This is a genomic window from Paenibacillus sp. J22R160 (genome assembly GCF_059692135.1).
In genome coordinates this window covers 164,556-178,632 of record NZ_JCAUAU010000007.1, presented here as the reverse complement: position 1 = coordinate 178,632, position 14,077 = coordinate 164,556, and the positions used below count along the sequence as shown (strand labels likewise).

At 48.2% G+C, this 14,077-nt stretch carries 18 protein-coding genes; 10 read left to right on the top strand and 8 right to left on the bottom strand.

Annotated features, from left to right (window positions below):
- Positions 1–172 precede the first annotated feature (172 nt).
- The 3 genes from AC58UW_RS17720 to AC58UW_RS17710 all read right to left on the bottom strand — a co-directional run bounded on the left by AC58UW_RS17720 (position 173) and on the right by AC58UW_RS17710 (position 2,024).
- Positions 173–949, bottom strand: a complete 777-nt coding sequence (locus AC58UW_RS17720) for a hypothetical protein (protein ID WP_497421940.1) — start codon at positions 947–949, stop codon at positions 173–175.
- A 216-nt stretch (positions 950–1,165) separates the two neighbouring features.
- The gene (locus tag AC58UW_RS17715; RefSeq protein ID WP_497421939.1) at positions 1,166–1,666 is read right to left on the bottom strand and encodes a hypothetical protein; all 501 of its coding nucleotides are present in this window, start codon (positions 1,664–1,666) and stop codon (positions 1,166–1,168) included.
- Positions 1,644–2,024: a hypothetical protein gene (locus tag AC58UW_RS17710; RefSeq protein WP_497421938.1), complete on the bottom strand. Its 381-nt coding sequence runs from the start codon at positions 2,022–2,024 to the stop codon at positions 1,644–1,646. Before AC58UW_RS17710 ends, AC58UW_RS17715 begins: the two co-directional genes overlap by 23 nt.
- A 248-nt stretch (positions 2,025–2,272) precedes the next feature.
- Here AC58UW_RS17710 and AC58UW_RS17705 point away from each other — a divergent pair, with 248 nt between their 5' ends.
- Positions 2,273–3,238, top strand: coding sequence for an aldolase catalytic domain-containing protein (locus tag AC58UW_RS17705; protein ID WP_497421937.1), 966 nt, complete (start codon positions 2,273–2,275; stop codon positions 3,236–3,238).
- 93 nt (positions 3,239–3,331) lie between these two features.
- Here AC58UW_RS17705 and AC58UW_RS17700 read toward each other — a convergent pair whose 3' ends face one another.
- Positions 3,332–3,655, bottom strand: a complete 324-nt coding sequence (locus AC58UW_RS17700; protein ID WP_497421936.1) for a hypothetical protein — start codon at positions 3,653–3,655, stop codon at positions 3,332–3,334.
- A gap of 293 nt (positions 3,656–3,948) precedes the next feature.
- On the opposite strand from AC58UW_RS17700, the gene AC58UW_RS17695 reads away from it, so the two are divergent.
- From AC58UW_RS17695 to AC58UW_RS17685, 3 genes are all read left to right on the top strand, one after another.
- Entirely contained in the window at positions 3,949–4,707 is a 759-nt protein-coding gene (locus AC58UW_RS17695; protein WP_497421935.1) for a response regulator transcription factor, read from the top strand.
- Entirely contained in the window at positions 4,704–6,071 is a 1,368-nt protein-coding gene (locus AC58UW_RS17690) for a sensor histidine kinase (protein WP_497421934.1), read from the top strand. The genes AC58UW_RS17695 and AC58UW_RS17690 overlap by 4 nt, the downstream gene beginning before the upstream one ends.
- Before the next feature lie 203 nt (positions 6,072–6,274).
- A complete protein-coding gene (locus tag AC58UW_RS17685) occupies positions 6,275–6,796 on the top strand; it encodes a C40 family peptidase (protein WP_497421933.1) in 522 nt (173 codons plus the stop codon).
- A gap of 198 nt (positions 6,797–6,994) precedes the next feature.
- Here the strand turns inward: AC58UW_RS17685 and AC58UW_RS17680 are convergent, their stop codons facing one another.
- On the bottom strand, positions 6,995–7,453 hold the full coding sequence (locus AC58UW_RS17680) for an Hsp20/alpha crystallin family protein (RefSeq protein ID WP_497421932.1): 459 nt from the start codon (positions 7,451–7,453) through the stop codon (positions 6,995–6,997).
- A gap of 135 nt (positions 7,454–7,588) precedes the next feature.
- On the opposite strand from AC58UW_RS17680, the gene AC58UW_RS17675 reads away from it, so the two are divergent.
- From AC58UW_RS17675 to AC58UW_RS17655, 5 genes are all read left to right on the top strand, one after another.
- The gene (locus AC58UW_RS17675) at positions 7,589–7,816 is read left to right on the top strand and encodes a spore germination protein (protein WP_145667755.1); all 228 of its coding nucleotides are present in this window, start codon (positions 7,589–7,591) and stop codon (positions 7,814–7,816) included.
- A gap of 35 nt (positions 7,817–7,851) precedes the next feature.
- On the top strand, positions 7,852–8,061 hold the full coding sequence (locus AC58UW_RS17670) for a spore germination protein GerPB (protein WP_145667757.1): 210 nt from the start codon (positions 7,852–7,854) through the stop codon (positions 8,059–8,061).
- Between the two features lie 71 nt (positions 8,062–8,132).
- The gene (gerPC, locus tag AC58UW_RS17665) at positions 8,133–8,864 is read left to right on the top strand and encodes a spore germination protein GerPC (RefSeq protein WP_497421931.1); all 732 of its coding nucleotides are present in this window, start codon (positions 8,133–8,135) and stop codon (positions 8,862–8,864) included.
- Positions 8,865–8,869: 5 nt separating this feature from the next.
- Positions 8,870–9,049 (top strand): spore germination protein GerPD, encoded by a 180-nt coding sequence (locus AC58UW_RS17660; RefSeq protein ID WP_497422027.1) that lies wholly within the window; start codon positions 8,870–8,872, stop codon positions 9,047–9,049.
- A gap of 3 nt (positions 9,050–9,052) precedes the next feature.
- A complete protein-coding gene (locus AC58UW_RS17655; RefSeq protein WP_497421930.1) occupies positions 9,053–9,514 on the top strand; it encodes a spore germination protein GerPE in 462 nt (153 codons plus the stop codon).
- A 56-nt stretch (positions 9,515–9,570) separates the two neighbouring features.
- On the opposite strand, the gene AC58UW_RS17650 is transcribed toward AC58UW_RS17655, so the two are convergent.
- Positions 9,571–11,205 (bottom strand): S-layer homology domain-containing protein, encoded by a 1,635-nt coding sequence (locus tag AC58UW_RS17650; RefSeq protein WP_497422026.1) that lies wholly within the window; start codon positions 11,203–11,205, stop codon positions 9,571–9,573.
- A gap of 153 nt (positions 11,206–11,358) precedes the next feature.
- Positions 11,359–12,288, bottom strand: coding sequence for a diguanylate cyclase domain-containing protein (locus tag AC58UW_RS17645; protein ID WP_497421929.1), 930 nt, complete (start codon positions 12,286–12,288; stop codon positions 11,359–11,361).
- Positions 12,289–12,607: 319 nt separating this feature from the next.
- On the opposite strand from AC58UW_RS17645, the gene AC58UW_RS17640 reads away from it, so the two are divergent.
- On the top strand, positions 12,608–13,309 hold the full coding sequence (locus AC58UW_RS17640; protein WP_497421928.1) for a response regulator: 702 nt from the start codon (positions 12,608–12,610) through the stop codon (positions 13,307–13,309).
- On the opposite strand, the gene AC58UW_RS17635 is transcribed toward AC58UW_RS17640, so the two are convergent.
- Positions 13,306–14,040, bottom strand: coding sequence for a DUF554 domain-containing protein (locus AC58UW_RS17635; protein WP_497421927.1), 735 nt, complete (start codon positions 14,038–14,040; stop codon positions 13,306–13,308). The two genes, AC58UW_RS17640 and AC58UW_RS17635, sit on opposite strands and share 4 nt — an antisense overlap.
- Between the last annotated feature and the right edge of the window lie 37 nt (positions 14,041–14,077).

Genomic DNA, 14,077 nt, shown 5'->3' with positions numbered 1-14,077 from the left:
CATCTCCTTAATTCCTACGATCTTACTTGGTTTAATGGAATTAGAATATGACATTAGAAGTTACATGTCAATGGTTAATTTAAAAAAACATAAAAAAACCGAACTTTACACTCGTAAACACGAGGTAAAATGCGGTTTTTTCGCATAATATTTAGGGGATTACGAATGAAATTTACATTGTATGCTGATCATGTACGACAGCGACCACATACCACTGCCCGCCGGAGTTCTCGAAAACGAGTCTTAAACTGGTCCAGTCCATCCCTTGATATTGCGGATCAATGCCGGGAAAATGATACTCCACCGTAATGGCCGTCGACGTCGGGTAGATGCTGAATACGTTATTGATCATGTTTCCTTTGCCGATAATCACGTTATAACTGATTTGCGGCGCTGCTGCAAAGTCTTGATTATAGACGAATTTATCCCAATAATCCGGGAAAGTAAGGTCAATCGGATCGCCGGAGCCGTCGTACTCTCCCCAGTGCGTGGTACCGGTACTGGTCCAAAGTGCGGCTAGCCCGCTGCCCATAACCTGAACATCACTGCTTACACGGATATAGGAATACGGCGAGAACTGCACGCCTTTCTTCGGATGGATCAACTCGGCAAACTTGGCCATGTCGTGATCCTTTATCACTTTTATCGTTTCTTTGGCACGCTGCTCAATCGCTTTCCTTGCATCGGCTTCTTTGGCATATGAGGTTGGAGTTGGCGTAGTGGATGGATTCGTGCTGGGTGCTGAGGATGACGTAGAAATCGGACTGGTAGATGAGCTGCTTGTGTTTATATTTGTTGAACTTGGGGTTGAACTTACGGATGGACTTTGGCCGGGAAACTCGCCATCATTCGTGTTAGTGGTTCCGCTTGAAGCTCGATCATCCATACATCCTGACATCACACATGCTAACGCCGTTACCAGAACAATCCCTGCCATGCGTCCTCTCATATAACCCACTCCTCCTCATGATCCCTTCGCTCTAACTACCAGACGCTTCCAATACATCAAATGTTACAGCTCCTGAGGTATCTACAATAAAAAGGCACTCGCCTTCCGCGCAGACGAAAGAAGCTACCCCTCAAGTCATTCCTGACCAGTTGTGACAGCCTCCATCTACTTCGTTTAAGTTTGAATCGTGAGCCTGCGCGACAGGACAAATTCATTTCAGATTCGAATACCAGCGCTGAAGTGATTATAGTCGTCAGAGGACGGGTCAAAGGCCGCCTCTTCCTCGCTCGGCACAGCGTCGGCATCACGTGAGGAGGCGTAGTTGTCAGGCCAATCCTCATTCACGGTGTGAGCCGGAATCCGGATGGAGCCCTCCAGATCATACGCCATAGCGAAGGTATCTGGCTCGGACTGCGTAGGCTGGCGTTCCACTAGACGCCCGCCGTGTGACTGCGCGATCTCGAGCGCTGAGGTCATTTCCTGGTCGTCGAGATGGATGTGCAGCGTCGTCCTCTCCCCCTCCAGCAGCTCCGGCTTATAGCCGAGCTCCTCCAGTGTATCAAGCGCAAGCAGCGCATCCCGCTCCTTATCAAAACCAAAAAAGATAGGAACAAAGTTCTTCATCGCATAGCATCCTTTCTTCCTCCAAATGAAAAGTCTGCCATTAGCTTCTGCAACTTGTTCCCTGCCTATTCTACTTCCTGGCTTCCTGCACAATTTTGAGCAGCTCCGCATGGTATTCTCGCACTGCCGCAACGATGTAAACCGCTTTCCCTTGCCCAGATCCAGTTCCATCAAGCCTAGCTTGAGCATTTGTTCTTGCCTCTGTATTTGCCTCTGTATTTGCCTCTGCACCTGCCTCCGTACTTGCCCCTGCACGAGCCCCTGCAACATCCATTCCGCCCAGCAGAGCAATCGGGTTCCCGTCAAAATCCGTCACCTTCACGCCCGCCTCCTGCGCTAGCAGCAATCCCGCGTACAAATCCTCCCCTTCGGAGTTGTACAGGACAATAGTGTGCAGGTCGCCCCTGGCAAGCATCGCCCATGTCAAAGAGGGCGCCCACATGCGCAGCACTCTTTTCACCGAATGCTCGAGATGATGCCTGAGCCGTAGCGCCTCCTGATCATCTTTGCCAACGGCATGGCCTTGAATCCATGAGATGGTGGATTTGACAAGCGCTCCGCTCGGCTTTTCCTTTTACCATATGTTCCCTACGAAAGTTACCCTGTGTGAAGCCCCTTGCATTGACAAGCTACCTCTTAATAAGTGATAATATAGCAAAATCTTAAGCGATATGAGCAGTCGAAAGGGGCATTACGAGCATGGTAAAGCATCATCAACACAAGATTTTGGATTGTACGATTCGGGACGGCGGTTTGGTGAACGATTGGGATTTTAGCGTGGAGTTTGTCCAAGACATGTATCGCGGCTTAAGTGCAGCCGGCGTAGAGTATATGGAGATTGGCTACAAAAACTCGGAAAAACTGCTGAAAGGCGGAGCATCCGGTCCATGGAGATTTTTGAATGAGGCTTTCCTGCGTGATGTCATTACGAAGAAAACAGATACAAAGCTATCTGCGCTTGTTGATATCGGCCGTGTCGATGAGAATGACATTCTACCCCGTGAAGACAGCTTACTTGATCTGATCCGTGTCGCTTGTTATATCAAAGATGTGGATAAAGGTCTTGAGCTTGTTCAAAAATTCAACGACATGGGTTATGAAACGTCCCTGAACATTATGGCGCTTTCCCACGTAATGGAAAATGAGCTGATTGAAGCTTTCGAAGAAATTAACAAAAGCCCAGTTGACGTAGTCTACATTGTAGACTCCTACGGCAGCATGGCTCCTAAGGATATTGATTACCTTGTAACGAAATTCCAACGCCTGCTTCCTGAGAAAGAGCTTGGCTTGCACATGCATAACAACATGCAGCTTGCTTTTGCTAACACGATTACTGGCGCATCTAGTGGTGTAACCTTCTTGGATTCCTCCGTGTACGGCATGGGTCGCGCTGCAGGAAACTGTACGACAGAATTGCTGCTCAGCCACTTGAAAGGCGCGCGCTACGATATTCGTCCAGTGCTCGAAATCATTGAAAAACACATGATCACGATGCGTGAGAAATGGGATTGGGGCTACCTCATTCCTTACATGATCGTTGGTGCGCTCGATGAGCACCCGCGCACAGCCATGGCGCAACTCAGCTCTGCGGAAAGAAATAACTTCGTCGATTTCTATGACCGTTTGACTTCCGTTGAGACCGTGCCTATGACTCACAAAGGCTAATTCGTTCTCCTAAAGAAACCCCTTGTCAGCCACCCGTAGGCATTGCCTTCGGATGAGCAACAAGGGGTTTTTCTTATGGCCACAAGCAGGTTCTCATTTGATGATTTTGGCTGAAACAACGTAATCCTCGGCATATTCCCGATCAATAAGGAATGTAAATTCCTCTCCATTCACGCGAACAGCCCCTCTTTTACGGAACACCTCGATATATTCACTGTCAATAAGCTGCGTACAATCCTCATCCGCATAAATCAGGCCGCTCTCCAAACGTTTGATCGCTTCAGCCATCACTTCGCGCGACTTTAATCCACCTTCAATTTGTACATAAACTTTTCCTACCGCATCTTGGTCCTGCAGCAAAATCACTACTTTCTGTATAGCCTTAGCGCGTATTCTTTTATTCGGTGATATGCTCATCTGTTCGGCTCCTTTATCAGCATTCTCTGTGCTAGTTTATGTCAAGAAGGTTAAACGCGGACTAGGCTAATGAACACACAATGAAAGACTGGGCTGGAGGACCCGCCTTTTCAGCATCTTTTTACCATGAAAATGCAACCTATGGTCTGTTCAGGCCCGATTTCCATTCTATCGTTTACGGCTGCCCGCAAGGACATGAGCACCTATGTATGTAAAAGCGCCTTACCTGAGAAACTAAGACGATGAATCGATGCCGCTGTTCTGGCGGGAGCTGGGAGTGAATATTTTTCCGAATGAGCCGCATATTGCTGATCGAGGACGAAGAACGCATCGCCCGCGTGCTGAAGCTTGAGCTTGAGCATGAGGGCTATGACGTACATACAAAGTCAGACGGGCGCGCAGGGCTGGATGCTGCCTTGTCTGGACCCGAGTGGGATCTTGTCTTGCTGGACGTCATGCTGCCTGAGCTAAGCGGTCTAGAAGTGCTGCGCCGTATACGCCAGGTTAACGCTACACTGCCTATCATTCTGCTGACGGCCAGGGATGCTGTGTCGGACAGGGTCAGCGGACTGGATCAAGGCGCTAACGATTATGTGACGAAGCCTTTTGCCACCGTTGAACTGTTGGCGCGCATTCGCAGCTTGCTTCGGCAGCGAAATCTGCAGGATCAGCCGGCCGAGCAGCCCCATTTGCTGAAAATTGATGACTTAACCATGGACTTGAAAAGCAGATCCGTAGTCCGCGAGGGAACCACTATTGAGCTTACGCCAACGGAGTTTGAGCTGCTGCGTTTCCTGATTCAGCATCAGGATGAAGTCATGACGAGGGAACAGATTATTTCCGAGGTTTGGGGATATGATTTTGTGGGGGATACGAACGTCGTTGATGTCTATATTCGTTATCTTCGGCAAAAAGTAGACAAGCCCTTTTCCTCCAAGCTTATACAAACGATCCGCGGAATCGGTTATTTGATCAAGGTTGATTCGGCGCATGCACTCAAAGAATCTGAGGAAGCCTCAGGCGGAGCTGTCCCCAAAGAGAAACCCTTATGAGTCTTAAGCTGAAGATTACACTGGGCGTTACCGTCGGTCTCATGTTGATTCTTTTTATCAGCTTTACCTTTGCCTACTACATGTTCATTCGGGTTACAACCAAAGGCGAAGCCGATTTGCTCAAAGAGAAGGCGAAAACGCTGCTGCTAAAGGATTTGCCCAATCATCCTGAGTATTGGCGGGACAATTCCCAGATGGAAGAACTCCTGATCCCGCAGGAAATGCTGCGTTATATCGGACCGGATTCCAAGGTTATTTATCAAATTTTTTCCGATGAGACACTAATTCGCTTCCCCGTCACCTATGTGAACAAAGATACGGTAACCGTAGAAACGGCTTCAGACGGAATTTATGTCTTTGTGAAAATGCCCGTTTTTAAAGAGGGACATCAGATTGCTACGCTCGAAATTGGCCGCAGCCTGCGTAGATTAGGCCAATATGCGGACATGCTTATCTCTGTCCTCCTCTTAACCTCAACGGGAACGCTGATTCTCGCTCTTATCGGGGGTTATTTCTATACGAACGTCCTCTTCCGTCCTCTCCAAGACTTCGTAGGCACGATGCAGAACATTGAGCAGAGCGGCTCCTTCCGGCATATCAACCTACCTACGAAGGACACGAACGATGAGTTGGTGATACTTGGCGCGACATTCAATCGAATGATTGACAGGCTGCAGGATATGTTTCAAAAGCAGGAGCAATTTGTTGCCGATGCTTCCCACGAGCTGCGCACACCGCTGACCATCATTGAGAGCTATGCGAGTTTATTAAGAAGATGGGCTTTCCATGATGAAAAGCTGCGGGAAGAAGCGCTCGAAGCGATTATTTCCGAATCCGCTCAGTTGAAGCAGCTGACTCAAAACCTGCTTTCTCTCACGGATGTTATCCGAGAAAACTGTGAGCAAGATGTCGCCTTCGACCTGCTTCCTCTTGCCCGTCAAACGGCAGCTTCCCTTCGCATCACATCCGGGAGAGAAATTAAAGTGCAGCTCGCCTCGGAGTGGCAAGAGCTTCTTATGACGGGTGATCCCTATAAAATTAAGCAGCTGCTTATTATCTTGCTAGATAATGCGCTGAAATATAGCCAGGAAAAGATCGTCATGCATATCGATCTCACCGAAGATCATTGGGTCATTATAAAGGTCATCGATCAAGGCATCGGTATCGCCGAAAGCGATATCCCCCACCTCTTCGACAGATTCTACCGCAGTGATAAAGCAAGGAATCGCAAGCAAGGCGGTGTGGGTCTGGGACTGGCAATAGCCCTGCATATCGTTCAGAAGCATAAAGGCACTATTGAGATTCAAAGCCGCTTGAGAGAAGGGACTACGGTGATGATCAAACTACCTACAACATGTCAATAAAAACATTTTCATAAGATTCTCATCGTTCTCTCAGAAAGTGAAGGTAACCCAGTACCCGCATGGTGTAAGGGTTTTCAAGGGAAATATTAGGGTATTTTTTATCTGATATACTGGGGGCATGTCAAACGAAACAGACACAACGTCACTCAATAGATGAGCTGGTGAGGCAATTTCAAACAACTCAATTCTAGGAGGCTACCATGATGAATAACCAAATCAACTGGTACAGAAAGTTAGTCGTTACGGCGTTGACTGTTTCTATAGGACTCTCCGCAGGAATGATAGCCACGCCTCATCAAGTTGATGCAGCCAAAGCTTCAATGACTGAAGCCTCGATCATAGCAACCTCCCAAGCGAACAGTGTCATCAGTATCGGTACAAGCTACTTAGGAACACCTTACCAATTCGGTTCCAGATCAGGTCAAACGAACACGTTCGACTGTTCATCCTTCACGCAATATATATTCAATCGCGTAGGCGTCAACCTGCCGCGTACATCTAAGAATCAAGCCCATGTGGGCAGCTATGTGTCCAGAAGCGACCTTCGCGAAGGTGATCTCGTGTTTTTCTCAAACCCCGGCAAACCGGGTGTCATTAACCATGTGGCCATCTACATGGGGAACGGGAACCTACTGCAAACTTACGGGGCTGGCGGCGTACGTATTACGAACCTTTATAGCGGGACTTGGTCATCCCGATACATGACCGCTCGCCGCGTATTATAAGAAGAACCTTTCAGCGTCACCTCATACAGTGTTAATAAGAACTAAGGTCCATTATCCCCAGAACCAGAAAAACTGCCCATTCAACTCAAAAAGCGCCCGCAGTTCCCCTGGGCATACAGAAACAAAAACCGTTCTTTCGTAAGATGGCGGGTACCTGAGATACACCACCCCATTTACGATAGGAACGGTTTTTTTCTGCTAATAACGAATATACGCCTCTGTATAGTTCTCCTTTAATCCTCTTTTACGCACTTTTATCTGGAGTAAACGCTGCTTGTAACTAACTCTCGCCGATCTTGGAAGCACAAGCGTAGGAAATTTGATAATTCGGCCCTTGCCGCTGGTGAATCCGGTCAGCTTCAACTGATTTGATTTTACGAACACGCGAAGTGCCCTTGGATCTTCGCCTTTGGCGATTTTCACTTTGATAATGACATGTTCATGCGTTTCAAAGATTTCGGCACCGGTCGCTCCCTGTGAAGAAATGCTTGCATCCATGCCCGGCATAGCTTTTTTCAGCATGTCCTGTACATATCCCTCAACCCACGTCATATTATCTAGAAAGGTCTGCCCTTTTTCAGCGAAAGGCAGCTTTTGCCCGAGAAACTTCTCTACATGATCCCATTTCAGCCAAGGATGGCGATTAAACCCGCTCAAGCCTATCACCTCGTTTTCTCTTGCAGTATATGTGCCTAAGCCCTGATGTGACACCAATCTGAAAAACAGATCACCTCTAGGCGTATACCCTCATATACTAAAGGTGTGAGAAGCCTGAAGTCAGGGAGGCCGAATATGCCATCTATTGTAGGGAACGTGAAAATTATCAGCGTTGGTTCTAGCTCAGTTGTCCATTTCGGCGATACCTTCATCATCGCACCAACCAGTTCTTCCAAAACATTCGCAGGAGCAGGCTCCTTTAATACGGGTGATTTCCCTCGTGTCTATAATGCATACAGCACTACTATCACTAATGATTCCGATCTCATCGAAGCGAACGCCACCAGCGGAGTGATCGTCTAGAATGAGCGATGTCAAGCACAGCGAGGTGTTCCACTATGAACATGATCATTCACCAAACCATCATGATTCAGCAGCTAAAAGTGAACTCCGTTGCCAACTCCTCCGTTCTTCAAATCGGCACCGCAGGTTCTATCCGTTCCTTATCTAACCTCTATAATACAGGCGGTTTTGTTGAGCCTACGCCAGAGCTTGGTTCGAGTGAAGTGAATCCCGTTTCCCTCGTTCGTTTGCCGCCGCCTACCTGATCGCCGCTATGAAATGACCATCATGCGTGTCATGAATGGTTTTCTAATGAAACCGGAAGGAGGTGCCATATATGCATAACTCAATCACATGGCAGCAATGGGCCCAGCAGCTTTCCGCCTATATTGAAATGCAGAAGCAGCGTATCGATAAGCTGGAAGAAACCGTCACGAAGCTGCGATCCGACCTCGATGCTATAAAAGACCAGAAACGATTCCACATCGATAAAATCGAATATAACTTCGACCAACTGAAAGTTGAAAAACTGGACGGAACCTTAACCATAGGCATCAGCCCGACCTCGCTGGATAATGTCGACGACTTCACAGTCAATGGCGCCTCAGTCGGCAAGGATGCTGGGCAAAATCAGAATCCTTATTACCAAGGACAAGGGATGGGGATGGGGGGGCAAGGACAAGGGCAAGAATTCGGGATTGGACCCATGCAGACCGATAATATGAGAAAGCAGCAAGGGACAGAGGGGCAAGCCCCTTCAGGATCCGCGATGCAGCAGGACGTTTCGAAAGGCATTGCGCATTATCTGCAATATGGGCTCCAGTCCGATATGCTGAACTTGGAGAACAAATACCAGTACCATTTGGACGAAGATTACAAAGACCTTATCATAGACGATATTCGCAAGCAATTAGATGCCCGTATCCAGCATTATGTCAATCAATACCGCGGCGTAGGATTTAAAGAACCCATGGAAGCTGTAACAACCAGCATTATTGATAAAACAAAGCAAGACATTATCAGCGCCGTTGAAAGCTACATATCCAGTCTGCCGAGAAATGAGGGTTAATTATGATGAACTTACATGTGGAAAACAAACAAATTTTCGTAGGCGATGTACGCATCGTCGGGGTTGCCAGCTCCTCCGTCTTTCTTATCGGCGATACGGAAGTCATCTCCTTGTCTTCTATGTTCGACACACCTCCGGAATCCGTCATCATCTCGCCATTTGTCCCTCTTCCGCCTGAGGCTTAGATGATGGCTCGCCTCTCTATTGTCGGCTATGTCTACGTGAATTCCATTGGCGCCAGCAGCGTCATGCAGGTTGGAGATAACGTTACCACTACACTGGATACCAACGTCTATGCCGTGCAGCGCGAAGTTCCGATCTATTATGGAAATGAAGGCAGCTTCAAAGCTTATCCCTTCTATCAACGTCCTATTCCCACGCCTCAACCACCAGAGCCATTTACAATGTGTGTGGATAACTTAGGCTCCTATATCCGAGTGCGAGGCATCAGAGTTCTTGGCGTTAATTCGACCTCTGTGCTCCAGATCGGCAGCAACCGCCTGATCGGAAGCGAATCTCGCATCAAAAACATCCGTCAATTCGTCACCGACAAGCCCGGCCCCCAAGAGCAAACAACCTTTATCAAGCTGGGCTCCGAGGACGTCATCGGCGAAGTCCTGCCCGCTATCAAGCCACCGCCTGGCTTGTAAAGATACAAACAAAGAACCGCCCCCACCTGATCGGTGGAAGCGGTTCTTTGGCGTGCTCACTTCGTGAGCAGCGGCTGCGCGCGGCTTAGCAGCGCAGCCATCTCCGCGCGCGTCAAAGACGCGCTAGGGCGGAACGTGCCGTTCGCATAGCCGTCGACAAGGCCATGGCTGCTCATCGCAGCAATGGCCTCCGCCGACCAGCTGCCTGCCGGCACGTCAGAGAAGCTCTTCGCAGGGGCTGAGCCGCCCTGCGAAGTCAAGTGCAAAGCGCGGGAGAGCAGCATGCTCATCTCTTCCCGCGTAATGATCTGATCCGGTGCGAAGCGCTCGTTGCTGATCCCTTGGATCAGCCCGCTGCTCTTCGCGATCCGGATATCCTGCCAGGCCCAGTGGCTAGCAGGCACATCCGTGAACGAGGCGCCGCTGGCGGCCTCGTCTTGCAAGCCGAGCGCGCGCACGATGATCGTCGCGGCTTCTGCTCTTGTGAGCGCCGCTTCTGGCGCAAACCGGTCTGCGGCGGTGCCTAGCATCCAGCCGCGGTTCGCTGCGGCGAGCACGGCTTCTCTCGCCCAGTGCTGCTGTACGTCTGTGAAATAGAACCCATCCGCCCACAAGCCATAATAATCCCAGGTATCCGCTGTCTCCTGATTGAGGCTCCAGCTTCCGGTACCCTTCAGCTTGTACTTGCTGACCAGCTTCAGCTTCTCCTTCAACGATTGTTCATTCTCAAACCAAACCGTGTAATCGCCTGGCTCTAGGTTATTGCCGTTAATACTAAATGGCTCATCCGTTGGACGAATGGTAAAAGAAGCAACGGGAGACTGGCTAGCGGTATCAAAACGAACCGTCCCTCCATACTTTTGGGTAATTTCGCTAAGGGTTTGCGCGGAAACACCTGCTCCATTATCAGCTGCATTCTGATTCCAATACCTTCCGTAAAACGGTATCCCCAACACAATTTTATCCTCAGGCGCCTGTGAAATCGCATATTGAATCGACTTCTCTACAAAGGGCAAACTCGCCACAGGTCCAGGCGTCGGATCACCAGGATAATTTTCGTCATAAGCCATAACCATTAAATAATCACTCACAGCGGCTAACGCCTTATAATCATACAAACCTGTCCAACCTTGTGTTGTGCCCGTTGGATTGGCTGCGACAGCGACGGAGACTTCCTTATCGCCGCTTAGTTTGCCGCGAATGATTTTCACCAGCTCGGTATATTTATCCCGGTAAGCCGCATCCACATTTTCGATATCGAACTGAATCCCATCGAGGTTGTTATCCTTAATGGCCTTAACAATTTGATCCGCCAACGCTTCGCGATTATCAATCGCTTTTTCTCCAAGTGACCGATCAAAATCATTGCTAAGAAACGGAACAACCCGTTTTCCCCTCTGATGCATGTCTGCAATGAAAGAAGCTAGCAGAGAATCGGATAGTTCCAAGCTGCCCTCTGTGTTTATATAAAAATAGCTAGGTGCAACAACATCGAGGGTTTGCCCGCTTTTATCCACTTGTGAGGTATAGGAACTCGGGCTTCCGAAATACATATATGACATATTGAATTTACCCTGCACCGAACTAGCTTGGGCCAGAGCATCGTGAGGTTCTGAGCTTGTTGCTATCGTCAGTATCCCTGCTGCTGCTAGTGTAACAACGAATTTACGCCATCGCTTACTCTTCGGCATTGACACTCATTCCCTTCTCTAGCATTTTCTGATAACGTCATTACTCTATCATCTTAGAAAGCGCATTAAACCGCTAGTTGTAAATATTGGTGAACGCAAAAAAACCGCTATACAGCGGGCTATGTGTCCCCTATAACGGTAGTTGCTAGCTATCTATGTATCTATCGTTTCTTGATAAAATTGGAAGTGATTTCGGCCCTTGCCCTTCACTTGATAGAGCGCAATATCTACTTCTTTCAACATATGCGACGCCTCCGATGTGTCGGCGTTATACATCGTAATTCCCATACTGATCGTAGCTCTAAACAGATGGCCTTGAACATCCCATGGCTGATCCACGCAATGCAGGATTCGCTTAGCCACACTATCCACATGCTCCTCGCAATCTACAGACGGCAGCAGAATCGTGAACTCGTCGCCGCCCATCCGGGCAAACAAATCAACTTCGCGAAGGCAGCCTTGGATGCGATGAGCAAAGTCCTGCAAGAAGGCATCCCCTACATCGTGGCCCATCGTGTCATTAATCATTTTAAAATCATCGATATCTACATATAAAAGAGCAAAAGGCCGATTCGTTCGTTTAGCCTGCAAAAACATTTGCTGCAATTGCTCCTTGAACAGCCTCCGGTTCGGAAGGCCCGTCAATGGATCATGGAAAGCCATGGCGATTAGCCGAGTCTCATGATTTTTGCGCAGCGTAATGTCATTAAGCACGAAACAAATCTCTGCGAGATTTCCTTCCTCATTACAGATCGGCATCGCGGTACACTCGAACCAGTTGAAGCTCTCGCCAGTCCCTTTCGTACGAAACTCCAGCTTACTGCTGCTGCTCGTCTGCAAGGTTTTGATAAACATTTTATGTATATCCATCCGATATTCGGAATCGATAAAGTCTACAATTTGCTGAAAGTCCTTAGGGATAAGGCCAATCACGGGATTAAAGCTCTTGGACGCATAGGTTAAATTTCCATGAATATCAAAGATGCAAAACAGGTCCCAAGCCTGTTCGATGAATTGGCGTACGAAGTTATCCTTCTGCAGCCAGGTATGTGTGACGGGATTAAAATCAGCCGAATGACTCATTACTTTCGTCGCCCCCTTCTCTACTCATGCATAGAGACAAGGGTAGATTAGCATGGGAACATAAAGATTTCATAAAGGTCAGCTAAAATTTGCGTCAAATTATACGGGTTTCCGTCTAATTCCCTCATAATTCGCTAAAATTCGGGAACAAGCATAGGACATAGTGCCCTGTTTCTACTAGAAACCGCAGCAAATCTCATCATATGGCAATAAAAGGATAGAAATTGTTAGGAGAATCGTTCTATAATGAAGGTAATATTTGTGAGCGGGTTCTCCGCTCCCATCATGAGCCGTTCCGTTACTGAGGAGGATTTCTAGTATGGCAGGAGAAACAATTTTAGTCGTGGATGATGAACAAGAAATTGTCCAACTGATCCAACTCTATTTAGCGAGAGAAGGATACAAAGTCATCAGTGCCAACAATGGACAAGATGTTTTTGATATCGTCAAGGAATACAAGCCCGATCTTATTGTTCTGGACATTCTGCTGCCAGGACTTGATGGCATAGAAGTTTGCCGACAGCTCCGCAAAACCAGCAATACGCCAATTTTGTTCATCTCCTGTAAAAGCGAGGATATCGATATTATTCTCGGATTGAGTATGGGTGGCGACGATTATATGACGAAGCCCTTCAGCCCTAGTCAGCTTGTTGCAAGGGTGAAGGCCCTTCTACGTCGGAATTCGATCCGCGAACAGCACCAGGATGATCCACAGTTGGTGAAATTCCCTGGACTTGAGATTGATCTAGTCAGCCACATCGTTCGCGTGAATGGGCAGACCATCTCGCTATCCGCCAAAGAATTCGACTTACTTTCTCTTATGGCCAAGACCCCTAACCGGGTTTACAAAATCGAGCACTTGTTTGAGCTTATCTGGAGCCTGGATAGTATGGGCGACCCGCGAACGCTCATTGTACATATCAGCAATCTCCGCAAGAAAATTGAAGTGAATCCGACTGAACCTCGGTACATTATCACTGTTCGCGGTGTCGGCTACAAATTCAACGGTTCTGTGGTCTAGAACAATCGCTCCCACCAAGCGGAGAAGTAATTCTGTAAAGGCACAGCGGCTGCCGCTATAACAAGTGCCGGGAGCATATTCGCGACATTTATTTTCCTAATTTGAAGAATATTGATACCTACGCCAATGACCAGAATACCGCCAACGGCTGTGATTTGAATGATCATCGCGTCCAGGGATGCTTGACTAAATGCCATGGCAATTACAGTTGCAGCCAAAGCAATCGTTCCCTGCAGGATGAAAACGGATACCGCTGAGAAGATCACGCCTACGCCTAACGTCGATGCGAAAATAATGGATAGGAAGCCATCCAACAACGATTTCGTGTATAAAATATCATGATTATGCCGCAGGCCGCTGTCCAACGGACCCAGTATTGCCATAGCTCCGATGCAATAGATCAGCGTACAAGTCACGAACCCTTCCGAGACGCTGCCGTGGTGCTGTGAAGAGCTTTTGCGCATTTGGGCTTGCAGCCAGTCACCAAGCTGACCTAACCGGTATTCGATACGGAGCAGCTCTCCAAGAATACCACCGATGACGACACTTAATATGACAAGTACGATTTGACTCGATTTCAGAGCCATTGTAATCCCCAGCACAGTAATTGCGAGCCCCAGGCCCTGCATGACTGTGCTTTTTATGCCTTCCGAGATACGCGGCAGAAGCAGCCCTAATAATCCCCCAATGATAATGGCGGCTGCATTCACGATCGTTCCCCATAATGCCATTCTGTTCATTTCCTTTCTGCCTGACAAAAGTATGTAT